The following is a 14618-nucleotide window of genomic DNA, read 5'->3' on the forward strand; positions in this document are numbered from 1 at the left end:
GTCCGATCAGGCGGTCGCGGGCATCGCGGACGACATGCCGCCGTCCGAGCCGCCCCCGACCGCGGCCTCGTCCCGCGTCTCGGGCATCAGCGTCAGGTAGAGGACGAAGCCGAGACCGGCGGTCGCCGCCAGCGCCAGGAACGCGGCCGAGTAGCCCGCCGAGACGATGATCAGGCCGGCGAAAGTCGCGCTGAACGCGGCGCCGAGCCCCTGCGCGGTCGCCACCGCGCCCTGGGCCGCGTTGAAGCGTCCGCCGCCGCGGGTCAGGTCGGCCACCACCACCGGGAACAGCGCGCCGTAGACGCCGGCGCCGACCCCGTCGAGGAGCTGGACGCCGACGAGCCAGAACGGGTTGTCGGAGAGCGTGTAGAGCACGCCGCGGAGCGCCAGCACGCCGAACGCCGCGAGGAAGATCGGCTTGCGGCCGATCGCGTCGGCCTTGGCGCCGACGAACATCGCCACCGGCACCATCACGCATTGCGCGGCGACAATGCAGATCGCGATCAACGAGGTCGCGTGGTCCTTGCCCGACAGGTGCGTGAGGAGCTGCCCGACCGAGGTCAGCATCGCAGCGTTCGACAGGTGGAACAGCGCGCACAGGCCGGCGAAGAGCAGCAGCGGCTTGTTCTTGAGCAAGGTGGCGAGGCCCGACGGCGCGTTGTCCTTGCCTGCGGCGTCCCGGGCCGCCTCCTGCTCCTTGGTCATGCCGCGGGCGAGGTCGTCGTCGATGGCGTCGGCCGGCACCAGCAGCATCGCGCCGACGGAGCAGACGGCGAGCCCCCCCATCAGCCAGAACACCACGACGGGTCCGAAGAAGTAGGCGAGCCCACCCGCGAGGGCGGCGGAGACGGCGTTGCCGGCATGGTTGAAGCCCTCGTTGCGGCCGATCCGCCGCGAGAACATCTTGGGGCCGACGATCCCGAGGGTAATGGCGGCGAGCGCGGGCGGAAAGATCGCCCCGGCGACGCCCGCCACCGACTGGGTCGCGGCTACGAGGTAGAAGTTGCCGATGAAGGGCAGCGCGAGGCAGCTCGCCGTCACCGCGAGCGCGGCGGCGATCACCACGGCGCGCTTGGCGTTGGTGCCGTCGATGAGCACGCCGGCCGGCGTCTGCGCGATCAGGCCGGCCACGCCGGCGATCGTCATGATCAGGCCGGTGGTCGCCTCGTTCCAGCCCTGGTCGGGCCCGCGCACGGCGATCAGGTAGATCGCGAGATACGGCCCCAGGCCGTCGCGCACGTCGGCGAGGAAGAAGTTGAGGGCGTCGAGCCCGCGCAGGGTCTTCGCCGTCGGCGCCGGGTCGGCCGTGCCGCCCCTCGCCCCCGCTTGTGTCGTGCTCACGCCGTCCCCCCTCGTCTGTCCTGCGGCCGGGCGGATCGCTCCGCTCGGCCGCGTGCTCAAGTCCTCGACCGCGGCGGTGTTCCGCCTCGGTCGACCGATCAGGCCGCCTCGGCCGAGGCGGACTTGGAGTCGGTCTTCAACTCGGTCTTCGCTTGGGTCTTGGGCTTCGGCTCGCGCACCGTGCCGTCGCGGTCGACGTGCAGGCGGACGGCGCGGCCGTCCTTCTCGGCCGGCACCTCGACGTGCTTGGGCTTGCGCTCCGGCTCGCCCGTGACGCGGTAGCCGGCGGCCTCGGCGGCGGCGATCGCGGCGGCGGGGTCGCCCTCCGAATCCGCGTGCTTGTCGGGCCAGGTCACCGCGTGCACCGTGCCGTCGGCGGTGGTGAGCCGCGCGACCTTGATCTCCGAGGGCTTCTTCTCGCCCTCGACGGTCACCGCGTCGCCGACGCGGAGCGCGACGCCCTCGGCGCCCTTCGGCCCGAGGTCGGCGAGGTGGCGTCCGTCGGCGCCCTCGATGGCGAAGCGGTGGCCGAAGACGCCCCAGACGATGCCGGCGGCTTTCATGGTGGTCATGTGTGTCTCGACGGGTTGAGGAACGTTGGGTTCAGCGCGGAGGCGGCGGAGCGTCCGGCGGAGGCGGTGGCGGCGGCCCAGGGTCGATCTCGGTCATCGCCCCGGCGGAGGCGCCGACGGCGTGCGCCTCCATCACCGTGCCGAGGGCGGTGCGCAGGAGGATTCCGCGGACGGTCAGGGATCGCCCGGCCTGGAGCTCGACGCTCCAGCGCTCGGCTTCCCGCGGCGGCATCCGCACCTGCGTGCCGTCCTCCAGCAGGACGCCGTTGATCTCGCCGCGCTTGCCGTGCAGCGCCATGCCGACGCGCCCGCTCACCGTCGTCTCGGCGCGGTCGCGCCGGGGCGGGCCGAGGTCGGCCACTGTCGCCCCGGTGGCGTCGTTGCGGATCAGGCTGCCATCCACCAGCGGCAATGCGCGGGCCTTGAGGCCGTGGATCGTGACGGCGTCCCCCGGGCGCACCGCGAAGACGAGCTGCGCGCTGAGATGGGGCGGCGCCTTCACCTCGGTGCCGTCGGTAAGGATCAGGCCGTCGACGTCGCCTCGCGGCGTCAGCGTATACTGCCGCACTGTCCCGCGAGTCTGAGGCAAGCCGCTCGGATCGAACACCGACTGCGCCGTCGCACCGCCCGATGACGCGGCGAGCGCCAGGATCGCGGACGCGATGAGCGTTTGACCGTGTCGCACGAAGCCTCCCTGTCGCAATGACATCACGGGAGGGCCATGGCACCCTCCGTGCCACGGACAAAAAGCTTACGGATCAGACAGTTGCGCGTGCAACGGTCAAGCTCGACCGTCGGGATTCACGACGGTATCCGTCGGAATATCGGACAGGTCGGTCCCGTCCGGCGGTGCGCCGAGGCCGTAGCGCTCGATCTTGGCGTAGAGCAGCTGTCGCTGGATGCCGAGACGCCGGGCCGCCGCGGTGCGGTTGCCGCCGGCCGCCTCCAGGGCGGCTGCGATCATCGCGGCCTCCAGCCGCGCGACGGCGCCGGGCAGGTCTCCGGAGAGCCAGTCCACCGGCTCGGGCTTGCGGGAGGCGGCGGGCAGGTCGAGGTCCTGCGCGTCGATCGCGTCGCCGCGCACGAGCACGCCGGCGCGCTCGATCACGTTGCGCAGCTCGCGCACGTTGCCCGGCCAGGCATGGCCGAGCAGCCGCGCGGCCGCCGCCGCCGTCAGGCGCTTGCCCCCGAGCCCAGCGCCGGCCAGGAAGTGCTCGGCCAGCGGCAGGATGTCGGCGAGGCGCTCGCGCAGGGGCGGCAGCGCGATCGGCACGACGTTGAGGCGATAGTACAGGTCCTCGCGGAACGTGCCGGCGGCGACCATCCCCGGCAGGTCCCGGTGGGTGGCTGCCACCACGCGCACCGCGACGGCGACCGGGCGGCCGCCCACCGGCGCCACCACCTTGTCCTGGATCACCCGCAGGATCTTGGCCTGCATCTCGCGCGGCATGTCGCCGATCTCGTCGAGGAACAGCGTTCCCCCCTGCGCCTCCCGGAAGGCGCCGGGCCGGTCCGTCACCGCGCCGCTGAAGGCGCCGCGGACGTGGCCGAACAGCTCGCTCTCGAGGAGGTCGCGGGGGATCGCGGCGCAGTTGACCGGGACGAAGGCCCCGGTGCGCCGCCGGGCGTAGGTGTGGAGCGCGCGTGCCACCAGCTCCTTGCCGGTGCCGGTCTCGCCGCGGATCAGGATGGTCGCGTCGCTGTCGGCGGCCAGGCCGATCGTCTTCTGGACCCGCCGCATCCCGGCGCTCGACCCGACGAGGCCGTCGCCGGGGCCGGGCTCGACGGCAGAGCTCGACGGGATCGCCGGCCGTTCGAGCATCGCCGCCAGCACCGCCGCAAGGTCGGCCCGGCCGACGGGCTTCGTCAGGTGGTCGTGCGCGCCGAGGCGCATCGCCTCGATGGTGTTGCCAGCGTTGGCGTAGGCCGTGAGCACGGTGACCGGCGGGGGGCTGTCCTGCGCGCGGATGCGGGCGAGCACCGCCATGCCGTCGAGGTCGCCCGGCATGCGCAGGTCGAGGAGGATCGCGGCCACCCGCGGCTCGGCCGCCAGCCGCGACAGCGCCTCGCGGCCCGACGCCGCCACGAGGGGGCGATGGCCGAGGTCGGCGATGGTCTCGGCCAAGCTCTCGGCCAATGCCGCGTCGTCGTCGACGATCAGGATCAGCGCCATCTCACAGCCATGGCAGGTCGATCTCGAAGGTGGCGCCGACGGTCGATTCCATCAGCCGGACCTCGCCGTCGTGGGCGCGGGCGATCTCGCGCACGATGGCGAGGCCGAGGCCGGTGCCGTCGGGGCGCCCGGTGGCGAAGGGCTCGAACGGCTCGGCCCGAATCGCGGCGGGGACGCCCGGCCCGGTATCCGACACCGTCAGCAGCAGGCGCGCGCCGCCGCCCTCCCCGACCCGGGCGGCGGCGAGCCGGACGAGGCCGCCCTCGGGCACGTGCTGGAGCGCGTTGAGCACGAGGTTGTCCAGCGCCCGGGCGACCTGGCCGGCGTCGATCGAGACCCGGGCGCCGGGCGGCAGCCCGTCGGTCTCGACGGCGAGCCGCACGCTCTGCTCTCGGGCGAGGTCCTCGTGCAGGTGGGCGCTGGCCTCCACGAGGGCGGCGACGTCGGCGGGCGCCCGCACGGGGGGCCGCGTCTGCGTCAGCCCGAGGAGGTCGGCAAGGAGGCCGTCGATGCGCGCGACCTGCTGCAGCACGGTCTCGATGGCGCCGCGGGCGCGGGCCGGGTCGCCGCTCGCCAGGGCGTTCTCGGCCTTGAGGCGCATGGCCGACAGGGGGTTGCGGATCTCGTGGGCGACGCTCGCCGACAGGCGCCCGACCGCAGCGAGCTTTTCCGCCGCCACGGCGCGCCCTTGCGCCTCGCGCAGACGCGCGCTCGCTGCGTTCAACGCATCGACGAGGCGGTCGAGCTCCGGCTCGCCGGTGGGCGCGAGGTCGGGCAGGTCGCCGCGCTCGGAGCGCGGCGCGGCGAGCTGGGCCTTCAGCCGGGCGATGTGGCCGGAAAAGCCGTAGAGGAAGCGGCCGAGGAACAGGGCCGAGCCGAGCACGGTGGCGGCGAGGAAGGCGAAGCCCGCGAGCAGCTGCCGGTAGGCCGGGCCGTGGTCGGTCTGGATCCGCGCCATGGTCCAGGCGGTCGCGCCGGCGATCGGGCCGCGCAGCGGGCAGGCCTGGAGCAACAACGCCTGCGTCCGGCTCGGGCGGCGGAGCGCCGCGGGCCGCTCGGTGCGCAGCGCGTCGGCGTTGATCTGCGCGATGCTCTCGCGCTCGGCCGAGGGCAGGTCGGTCTTGGGCCCGGTGCCCTCGTAGGTCGGGAAGGCGTAGGCGACCGAGCCCTCGGCGGCGGTCCAGACCCCGCCCTCGACGCCGGGCGACCGGGCGAGCGCCACGCTCACCGCGTCGGCGAGGTCGGCGCGAAGGCTGGCGTCGACGATCCGCGTCGAGGCCATCGCGCCGGTGACGAAGGCGGTGCGATCGACGATCTCGCGGCAGGCGCGGGCGACCGCGACCTCGGCCTGGCCGACCTGCACGTCGGCCGACTGACTGTAGAACGCGAACAGCAGGTAGCCGGTGGCCGCGGCGGAGGCGAGGAGCAGCAGCCAGAGCGCGAGCAGCCGCGCCCGCAGCGAGCGCGGGATCACCGGCCGCGCCATCGCCGGCCTTGCTCGAAGCGGATCTCGCGCACCGGGCGTCGTCGCCCCCCTCAACGGCCGGGCGCCACCGCCTCGGATGCTGCCGGTCGTCGCATGTTCCGCCCGGCCGACCAAGCGGACGGAACGCCTTGCGATGTTCGGTCCCCAGCGCGCCGCTCTCGCTTGACCGCCCCGGCGGTTTTCGACAGGGTCCGCGGCGCTGCAATCCGCGGTTCCGGCGAGGGCCGCCGCACTGGACGATCCGCAAAAGCTCCCGATGGCGTCAGGCGACGAGACGGCTCCCGAGACGGCTCCCTGGCCCTTCACGATCTGCCGCGAGGACGAGCCGGTGCCGGCAGCCCTGCGCGGCGCCGTCGCCGGGATCGGCAACTTCGACGGGGTCCATCGCGGGCATCGCGAACTGGTGGCCGCAGTGCGCGGAGCCGCCGCCGAGACCGGCGCGCCCTCGGCGATCCTCACCTTCGAGCCGCATCCGCGCGCCTACTTCGCCCCCGACAAGCCGATGTTCCGCCTCACCGGCGTCGCCGCCCGCGAGATCGTCTTCCGCCGGCTCGGCCTCGACGGGGTGATCGTGCGCCGGTTCGACGCGGGACTCGCCGGCACCGGCGCGCGCGACTTCGTGGAGCGGCTGCTGCGCGACGACCTCGGCCTCACCGGCGTCGTCGTCGGGCACGACTTCCACTTCGGGCGCGGACGCGAGGGCACGCCGGCGACGCTCGCGGCACTCTGCGCCGAGATCGACCTGTCCTGCCGCGTCGTGGCACCGGTGGCGCACGGCGGCGAGGCCGAGCCGGTCTCGTCGAGCGCGATCAGGCGGGCGCTGGCGGAGGGCGACGTGGCCCGTGCCAACGCGCTGCTCGGCTACCGCTGGTTCGTGCTCGCCGCCGTGCGGCACGGCGACAAACGCGGGCGCACGCTGGGTTACCCGACAGCCAACCTCGCCCTCACCGAGTGCGCGCTCGCCCACGGCATCTACGCGGTGCGCGTGCGCTTGCCCGACGGCACGATGCGCGACGGCGTGGCGAGCTACGGTCGCCGCCCGACCTTCGACGACGGCGCGCCGCTCCTGGAAGTGAACCTGTTCGGCTTCTCGGGCGACCTCTACGGGCAGGAGATCGCGGTCGAACTCGTGGGCTTCATCCGCGGCGAGGAGCGGTTCTCGAGCGCCGAGGCGCTGATCGCCCGGATGGACGTCGATTCGGCCGAGGCGCGCACGATGCTCGCCGCCGACCGGACGCCGTCGATGCTCGGCTGAGCCGCCCTCAGGGCGCGGCGGCCAATGCCAGGGCCGCGTGCCGCAAATCCTTCGCGTCGTGGCCGCCGCTGACGGCGTAGGCCGAGTCGCCGGTGGTCCAGGCGAGCGTCGCGCCGTCGCCGGCATCCTCTACATCGGTGGCGAGCCCGGCCGCCTGCACGAGGCCGGACGAGCGGCGCCGGGTCGCGAACAGCGAGACCTCGCCGAGGTCGCCGGCGGCGAACGCCACCTCGATCCCGGTGCCGCTGCGGGCGGGAAACACCTGCACGTCGCGCACGGTCCAGCCGTCCGGCAGGGCGGGGAGCGCGATGCCGGTGGCGGCCGAGAGCCGGTCGCGGTCGTAGGCCGGCGTGCCCTGCGCGCCGATGCGGGCGCGCAGTTGCGCGACCTCGCGCGCCTGCTGCGCGTCGGCGACGAGGGCCGGGTCAACCGGCGAGGCGAAGGTGTCGGGCACGCCGAACTGGCCGACCTCGCTGTGTGCGAGCCATCCGGCGCCAACGAGCACGGCGATCGCCGCCGCCCGCTTGAGGCGCGACGCGAACGAGCTCCAGCGCAGGGACCGGTCGAGGCGGCGGGCGGCGAGGCGCAGCCGGTCGGGCCCCGGGCCCGGCGAGGGGGCGAAGGATTCGCGCAGCGCGTCGCGGTCGTGCATCTCGGCCATCACCCGGGCGGCGACGTCGGGGTGGCCGGCGAGGTACGCCTCCACGTCGAGGCGGCGCATCACGTCGAGCTGCCCGTCGACGAAGGCGATGAGGTCGGTGTCTGCAATCGGGTCGGTCATCGCGCTCGTCCTGTCGTCTCGTTCGTCGTCCTCGACGCGGGGCGCCGCCCTGCCGCCCGTTCGTCTCGTCGCGCCGGGGTGCCTACCGCGTCCGGCGTCGTCCCGTTCCGCGGGGTCAGAAGTCCCCGACGGCGCGACGGAAGTAGGGGGCGTCGCCCGGCCCCTCAGAGCGGCCGTCGCGGGCGACGAGGCGCAGACCCGGCCGCTCCGGCCCGCGCGCACGCGACTCCTCGGCAGCATTTCCGGGAGCTTTCCGCGCCGTGCCCTCCCGCGCGCCGCCCTCGCCCTCCTCGAAGGCGCGCAACGCCGCCCGGCCGCGCCCGAGACGCGACATCAGCGTGCCGATCGGGATGCCGAGAACCGCCGCCGCGTCGGCGTAGGCCATGCCTTCGAGGGTGACGAGGTGCAGGGCGGCGCGCTGCTCCTCGGGGAGCGTCAGGAAGGCGCGGCGGATCTGGGCGAGGCGGACTTGGCCCTCCTGGGCCGGCGGCGCCACCTCCTCGTGCATCTGCACCAGCACGTCGGCGTGGCGGGTCTCGACGCGCTTGCGGCGCTGGTCGTCGATGAAGACGTTGTGCAGCACCGTCATCATCCAGGTGCGCAGGTTGGTGTTCGGCCGGAGGCTGCCTTCCGCCTCCAGCGCGCGGACCAGCGTGTCGTGCACGAGGTCGTCGGCCCGCAGGGTGTCGCGGGTGAGCGAGCGCGCGTAGCGCCGCAGCGGCACCAGCAGGTCGACGATGTCGGGACGCTTGGTCTTGTCGGCGATCATGGAGCGTAAACGGACCCGCGCGCGGCTTTAATCCACCCGCGCAGCGAGAATCCCGTTTGGGACGATCCCGCGCGGGGCGCCTACTGATACGCCTTCTGCAGGTCGAGGGAGCAGTCGCGGCCGATCTTCTCGTAATGCTCGGCGAGCCAGGCCTGCGCGGCGCCGCGGCCCTTGTCGCGCAGGCGCTGGAACACGCGCCAGCGGGCGTCGAGCTTCGAGGCGGCGTTGTAGTCCTCCAGCGCGTCGGTGCCGTCGATGCGGTGGACCAGCACCCGCTGGTACTGGCCCTGGCCGAGCACGCCCTCCTCGATCAGCCCGTCGACGAAGTCGATCGCGCGCAGCTCGCGCATCAGGTTGGCGTTGAAGGTGATCTCGTTCAGCCGGTCCTGGATCTCCTTCTCGGTCCGCGGGGTCTCGCGGCGCTCCACCGGGTTGATCTGCACCAGGACGATGTCGCGGGTCACCGCGCCGCGATGCAGCGGGTAGAGCGGCGGGTTGCCGAGGTAGCCGCCGTCCCAGTAGGGCACGCCGTCGATCTCCACCGCCTGGAACACCGTCGGCAGGCAAGCCGAGGCCATCAGGTGATCGACGGTGAGGCGCTCGCGCTCGAACACCGCGAGCTTGCCGGTCCAGACGTTGGTGGCCGAGACGAAGACGCCGGCGGTGTTTGATTCGCGCAGGCGCTCGAAGTCGACCTGGGCGGCCAGCGCCTTGCGCAGCGGGTTGATGTTGAGCGGGTTCGAGACATAGGGGCTCGGCGTCAGCACCTTCGACCAGAACTCGATCACCGGGTTGCCCTTCAAGGCACCGAACATCCCGTGGAACAGGCTGCGCTGGCCGGGGGAGAAGTCTCCGTCGAGGCTGACCTCGCGCCAGAACCGCTCCAGCCCGGCGCGGGCGCCCTCGGGACCGCCCGCGAGCCAGCCGTCGATCATCACCACGGCGTTCATTGCGCCGGCGCTCGCCCCCGTCACCGCCTCGAAGCCGAGGCGCCCGTCCTCGATCAGCGCGTCGAGGACGCCCCAGGTGAAGGCGCCGTGCGCGCCGCCGCCCTGAAGCGCGAGCGCCACGTTCTTCTCGGCCCGCGGCCCTGCGAGCACGTGGTGCGACGGGTGCGCGGAAGGGCTGTCGGCGATGCCGTCAGAGACCGGCTCGGGCACGGCGGTGGCCGGGTTGTCCGGCTCGGGACGATCGGTGGAGGACTTTGAGGTCAACGTCATCATCGCCTCGACATGGGTTGTTGCACTGCAATATCAACGCACGCACCGCAGCATTTTCCTACGGACGTGGCGGCGGCGCAAGCGCGGCGAACGCCCGACGGTTCCGCGAATCGGCCCTGCCAGAGGCGGGGCGATCGGCGGTGTCGGCATCGCAGGGGCACGCTCGGAATCCGGCGGCGGAGCGCGCGATCCCGTTGGCGGGCAACGCCTTTCCGGGGCACGCGGAGAACGATCGGCCTGAGCTGTGGCGTGCGCGAACTCGACATCGCCGGGCGGATGCGACATGACACGCGCGGTGCAGACATGCAGGGCCGCGGGATTGACGCGGTCGTGCGTCAATCGCAGCTAAACGATCGAGGGCGTAACGCGATCGCATGCTGCGCGCAGCCGCCGGCCGATCGCGCCCCGCGAAACACCAAGGCCTTGAACGAAGGTCCACGATGGAAGCCATGCAAGCCGCCAGCCTCGACCAGAACCCGCTCGCCGCGCAGGTCGCGGGCCTGACCGGACCGGAGATCGCCGGGCCGGCTCCGCGGCACCGCACCGTCGGCGTGCGCGTCGGCGAGGGCGAAGGCGCGGTGATCGTCGGCGGCGGGGCTCCGGTCGTCGTCCAGTCGATGACCAACACCGACACCGCCGACATCGACGCCACGGTGGCGCAGGTCGCCCAGCTGGCGCGGGCCGGCTCGGAGCTGGTCCGCATCACCGTCGACCGCGACGAGGCCGCGGCCGCCGTGCCGAAGGTGCGCGAGCGCCTCGACCGCATCGGCTGCCACGTGCCGCTGGTAGGCGACTTCCACTACATCGGCCACAAGCTCCTCTCCGACCATCCGGCCTGCGCCGAGGCGCTGGCGAAGTACCGGATCAACCCGGGCAACGTCGGCTTCAAGGAGAAGAAGGACGTCCAGTTCTCGACGATCATCGAGCAGGCGATCCGCTACGGGAAGACCGTGCGCATCGGCGCGAATTGGGGCTCGCTCGACGAAGCGCTGCTCACCCACCTGATGGACGAGAACGCGAGGCTTCCCCGGCCGATCGACGCCCGCGCCGTGATGCGCGAGGCGATGGTTCAGTCGGCGCTCTCCTCGGCGGAGCGCGCGGTGGAGCTGGGCCTGCCGAAGGACCGCATCATCCTCTCCGCCAAGGTCTCGGCGGTGCAGGACCTGATTGCGGTCTACCGCGAGGTCGCCCGCCGCTCGGACTACGCGATCCACCTCGGCCTCACCGAGGCCGGCATGGGCTCGAAGGGCTTGGTCGCGGCGTCGGCCGCCATCGGCGTGCTGCTGCAGGAAGGCATCGGCGACACGATCCGTTACTCGCTGACGCCCGAGCCCGGCGGCGACCGCACCGTCGAGGTGAAGGCCAGCCAGGAATTGCTGCAGACCATGGGCTTCCGCACCTTCGTGCCGATGGTCGCGGCCTGCCCCGGCTGCGGCCGCACCACCTCGACCACGTTCCAGGAACTCGCCCGCGACATCCAGAACTGGATCGTCACCTCGATGCCGGAGTGGAAGAAGACCTATCCGGGCGTCGAGGGCCTGAACGTCGCGGTGATGGGCTGCATCGTCAACGGACCCGGCGAATCGAAGCACGCCGACATCGGCATCTCGCTGCCGGGCACCGGCGAGACCCCGACTGCGCCTGTCTTCATCGACGGCAAGAAGGCGATGACGCTCCGCGGCGCGACGCTGGCCAAGGACTTCGAGACGGTGGTGATCGACTACATCGAGCGCCGCTTCGGCCAGGGCGCGCGCAACGCCGCGGAGTAGGACGACCCGATTGTAAAGCGTAACGCGCGCGCTCTTCCCTCCCCCCTCTGCGGGGGAGGGTAGACCTCGCGTCAGCGAGGGTCGGGAGAGGGGAGTGACCTTTCCGGACAACACGCTCCCCTCTCCAGACCCGCTGCGCGGGCCACCCTCCCCCGCAGAGGGGGGAAGGAAGAGCGGCTTGGGAACCGCCCTGTTCCCGCTCGGGCGCCGGCGTGATAGCAGGGCCTCGAAGGCCCCGTGAGCGGCGGGCCCCGCGACCGCGCGGGTTCATTTCACGCACGCGGTCGCATCCTCCGGTGGGACCTTCGATGCGTCACACCGCGAAACGCCGCGCAGGCCTGAGCCTCGAACGCACCCGATGACACACCCTGCCACACCGAGCGGTCCTGCCGCTCAGCCCGGCGCCGTGCCGGACAAACCCGCGGCGGCCGCGACTGGGGCCGCGAGCCTGCCGGCCGGCACCCTCGATCCCGTCGAGGGGCAGAGCCAGGGCCATGCCGCCCCGGGGCTGTGGACGCTGGCGGTCGGCTCGGTCGGCGTGGTCTACGGCGACATCGGCACCAGCCCGCTCTACGCCTTCCGCGAGGCGCTGGTGCCGGCCCGCTACGACAACATCCTGCTGCCCGAGGAGGTGCTCGGCACCGCCTCGCTGATCCTGTGGGCGCTGTTCCTGATCGTGACGGTGAAGTACGTCGCGATCCTGCTGCGCATGGACAACAACGGCGAGGGCGGCATCCTCTCGCTGATGGCGCTGGCGCGGAAGGCGCTCGGCGGATCGCGGATCGTGTTCGCCCTCGGCCTGCTCGGCGCGGCCCTGTTCTACGGCGACGCGGTGATCACCCCGGCGATCTCGGTGCTCTCGGCGGTGGAGGGTTTGAAGCTCGTCACGCCGGCCTTCGAGGGCTCGGTGCTGCCGATCACCGTGGCGATCATCCTGGCGCTGTTCCTCGTGCAGAGTCGCGGCACCAGCAAGGTCGCCGCCTTCTTCGGCCCGGTGATGGTGGTGTGGTTCGCGGCCCTGGCGTTGGCGGCCGTGCCGCACATCGTCGGAAACCTCGCGGTCTTCAAGGCGCTGAACCCGTGGTACGCCGTGCACTACCTGCTCGGCCACGGCACCGGCGCGCTCGTGGCGCTGGGCGCGGTGTTCCTGGCCGTCACCGGCGCGGAGGCGCTGTTCGCCGACCTCGGGCATTTCGGACGGCGTCCGATCCAGATCGCCTGGATCGGCCTGGTCTTCCCGTCGCTGGCGCTGAACTATCTCGGCCAGGCGGCCCTGGTGCTGGAGAAGCCCGACACCACGGACCCCTTCTTCCAGCTGTTTCCCGAATGGGCGCTGCTGCCGATGGTGATCCTCGCGACGCTGGCCACCGTCACCGCGAGCCAAGCGGTGATCACCGGGGCGTTCTCGCTGTCCCGGCAGGCGATCCAGCTCGGGCTGCTGCCGCGGCTTGAGATCCGCCACACCTCCGAGTCGCATTCGGGGCAGATCTTCCTGCCGCAGATCAACGTGCTGCTGATGGTCGGCGTCGTGGTGCTGGCGGTGGTGTTCCGCTCGTCCTCGGCCCTGGCCTCCGCCTACGGCATCGCGGTCACCGGTACGATGCTGCTCACCGCGAGCATGACCTTCCTCGTGGTCTGGCGGCTGTGGCGCTGGTCGCCGGTGGCAGCCGCCGCCCTGATGCTGCCGTTCATCGTCATCGAGTTCCTGTTCCTGCTCTCGAACCTGCTCAAGGTGCTGGAAGGCGGCTACGTGCCGCTGCTGCTGGCCGCAGGGCTGATCGTGCTGATGTGGACCTGGGTGCGGGGCGTCACGATCCTGTTCAACAAGACCCGCAAGACCGACGTGCCGATCCTCGAACTCGTCGGCATGCTGGAGAAGAGCCCGCCGCACCACGTGCGCGGCACCGCGGTGTTCCTCACCAGCGACCCCGAGATCGCGCCGGCGGCGCTGCTGCACAACCTCAAGCACAACAAGGTGCTGCACGAGAAGAACGTCATCCTCACGGTCGAGACCGTCGACACCCCCCGCGCCAACGGACCGGACCGGGTGCGGCTCGAGCCGATCGGGCCGGGCTTCTTCAAGGTCGTGATGAAGTTCGGCTACATGGAGACGCCGAACATCCCCAAGACCCTCGTGCTGTTGCGCAAGCAGGGCTTCAAGTTCGACATCATGGCGACGTCGTTCTTCCTGTCGCGCCGCTCGATCCGCCCCGCCGCCCATTCCGGGATGCCGCTGTGGCAGGACCGGATCTTCATCACCCTGGCCAAGAACGCCAACGACGCGACGGACTTCTTCCAGATCCCGACGGGCCGGGTCGTGGAGGTCGGGACGCAGGTCACGGTCTGAGGCTTGGTGCCATCCGACGCTTGCCGGTCAGAGCGAGGCTTGCCGGTCGGAGCGAGGCTGCCGTCAGAGCGAGGCTGCCGTCAGAGCGAGGCTGCCGTCAGAGCGAGGCTGCCGTCAGAGAAGGTCGGTCGGCACGCCCAGAGCCACGCCGGCTTCCGCCAGGCGCTTGTCGAGCGTGGCGAGAACCAGGCCTTCGTCCATGACGATCGCGAGGTGCAAGGCATCGCCCGCTCGTAGGCCCAGCCGCGCCTGATCGGCGAATCGCGCTGCGGATCGAAACGTCGCTCCGGTCACAGGCAACATTCGGAACGAGGCGGACGAAAGCTGTGCGAAAGCGGCAAGCGCCACGGATCGCCGCACTCCATCGATTGCGCCTGTTCGGACCTTGATCGAAAGCGCTGCCGAGAATTCCGTTGCGACCCAAGCACTGATGGCAAGGTCGTCGGCCCTCTGGGCGGCGAGCCATTCTTGCATCCGTCCCGTGTTCGCTTCGGTAGTCAGCGCTGCAACCAGGACGGACGTATCGAGATAGGGCATCAATAGCGCTCGTCGTCGCGCATCGCCCGAATGAAGTCTGCTGCACCTTCGTCTTGGAACGGCATCTGTGCCGTGACCGCTCTCAGGGCGTCGAGATCGACCTTCCGCTTCGGTTCCGACACGGCGCTCAGCCGCACGACTTCTCGTCCGCGGCGGGTGATGGTGACGGCTTCACCTGCGATGACCCTATCGACGAGGGCGCTGAGATGCGCCTTCGCTTCGGCAAGGCTGACCGTCGCCATAGAAACCTCCACCCACCTTCATGACTATTCAGATAGTCATTTAGTCCAAGAGCCGCATGGCGACAATCTTCCAGACGATCTCAAAGCCCGATTCCCATCGCGTGCGCCACCGCACACGGCATGCCC

13 protein-coding genes are annotated in these 14618 nt (G+C 71.8%); 3 read left to right on the forward strand and 10 right to left on the reverse strand.

The genetic code is table 11. The annotated features are described in order from the left end of the window. Positions 1-6: 6 nt before the first annotated feature. The 5 genes from FV226_RS03280 to FV226_RS03300 all read right to left on the reverse strand — a co-directional run bounded on the left by FV226_RS03280 (position 7) and on the right by FV226_RS03300 (position 5572). Positions 7-1341: an MFS transporter gene (locus tag FV226_RS03280; protein WP_147761792.1), complete on the reverse strand. Its 1335-nt coding sequence runs from the start codon at positions 1339-1341 to the stop codon at positions 7-9. A 98-nt stretch (positions 1342-1439) separates the two neighbouring features. Continuing rightward, a complete protein-coding gene (locus tag FV226_RS03285; protein WP_187275129.1) occupies positions 1440-1913 on the reverse strand; it encodes a hypothetical protein in 474 nt (157 codons plus the stop codon). 31 nt (positions 1914-1944) lie between these two features. Then, positions 1945-2598, reverse strand: coding sequence for a hypothetical protein (locus FV226_RS03290; protein ID WP_147752211.1), 654 nt, complete (start codon positions 2596-2598; stop codon positions 1945-1947). Positions 2599-2694: 96 nt separating this feature from the next. After that, positions 2695-4086 carry a sigma-54 dependent transcriptional regulator gene (locus FV226_RS03295; RefSeq protein ID WP_147752210.1) on the reverse strand — a complete coding sequence of 464 codons (1392 nt, stop codon included), beginning with the start codon at positions 4084-4086 and terminating at the stop codon, positions 2695-2697. A gap of 1 nt (position 4087) precedes the next feature. Beyond that, the gene (locus tag FV226_RS03300; RefSeq protein ID WP_238270965.1) at positions 4088-5572 is read right to left on the reverse strand and encodes an ATP-binding protein; all 1485 of its coding nucleotides are present in this window, start codon (positions 5570-5572) and stop codon (positions 4088-4090) included. A 256-nt stretch (positions 5573-5828) separates the two neighbouring features. Here FV226_RS03300 and FV226_RS03305 point away from each other — a divergent pair, with 256 nt between their 5' ends. Further along, positions 5829-6827 carry a bifunctional riboflavin kinase/FAD synthetase gene (locus FV226_RS03305; protein ID WP_147761793.1) on the forward strand — a complete coding sequence of 333 codons (999 nt, stop codon included), beginning with the start codon at positions 5829-5831 and terminating at the stop codon, positions 6825-6827. A 7-nt stretch (positions 6828-6834) separates the two neighbouring features. On the opposite strand, the gene FV226_RS03310 is transcribed toward FV226_RS03305, so the two are convergent. From FV226_RS03310 to FV226_RS03320, 3 genes are all read right to left on the reverse strand, one after another. Then, complete coding sequence (locus FV226_RS03310) at positions 6835-7608, reverse strand: anti-sigma factor (protein WP_147761794.1); 774 nt, start codon at positions 7606-7608, stop codon at positions 6835-6837. 115 nt (positions 7609-7723) lie between these two features. After that, positions 7724-8377: a sigma-70 family RNA polymerase sigma factor gene (locus FV226_RS03315; protein WP_147761795.1), complete on the reverse strand. Its 654-nt coding sequence runs from the start codon at positions 8375-8377 to the stop codon at positions 7724-7726. An 80-nt stretch (positions 8378-8457) separates the two neighbouring features. Next, a complete protein-coding gene (locus FV226_RS03320) occupies positions 8458-9597 on the reverse strand; it encodes a patatin-like phospholipase family protein (RefSeq protein ID WP_147761796.1) in 1140 nt (379 codons plus the stop codon). A 449-nt stretch (positions 9598-10046) separates the two neighbouring features. Here FV226_RS03320 and ispG point away from each other — a divergent pair, with 449 nt between their 5' ends. Further along, positions 10047-11366: a flavodoxin-dependent (E)-4-hydroxy-3-methylbut-2-enyl-diphosphate synthase gene (gene ispG, locus FV226_RS03325; protein ID WP_147752206.1), complete on the forward strand. Its 1320-nt coding sequence runs from the start codon at positions 10047-10049 to the stop codon at positions 11364-11366. 358 nt (positions 11367-11724) lie between these two features. Next, positions 11725-13713, forward strand: a complete 1989-nt coding sequence (locus FV226_RS03330; protein WP_147761797.1) for a potassium transporter Kup — start codon at positions 11725-11727, stop codon at positions 13711-13713. A gap of 114 nt (positions 13714-13827) precedes the next feature. Here FV226_RS03330 and FV226_RS03335 read toward each other — a convergent pair whose 3' ends face one another. Next, positions 13828-14250: a type II toxin-antitoxin system VapC family toxin gene (locus tag FV226_RS03335; protein WP_147761798.1), complete on the reverse strand. Its 423-nt coding sequence runs from the start codon at positions 14248-14250 to the stop codon at positions 13828-13830. Next, on the reverse strand, positions 14250-14492 hold the full coding sequence (locus FV226_RS03340) for a type II toxin-antitoxin system prevent-host-death family antitoxin (protein WP_147752203.1): 243 nt from the start codon (positions 14490-14492) through the stop codon (positions 14250-14252). Before FV226_RS03340 ends, FV226_RS03335 begins: the two co-directional genes overlap by 1 nt. Between the last annotated feature and the right edge of the window lie 126 nt (positions 14493-14618).

The sequence above is a fragment of the Methylobacterium sp. WL12 genome (assembly GCF_008039475.1).
Lineage (GTDB): Bacteria > Pseudomonadota > Alphaproteobacteria > Rhizobiales > Beijerinckiaceae > Methylobacterium > Methylobacterium cerastii.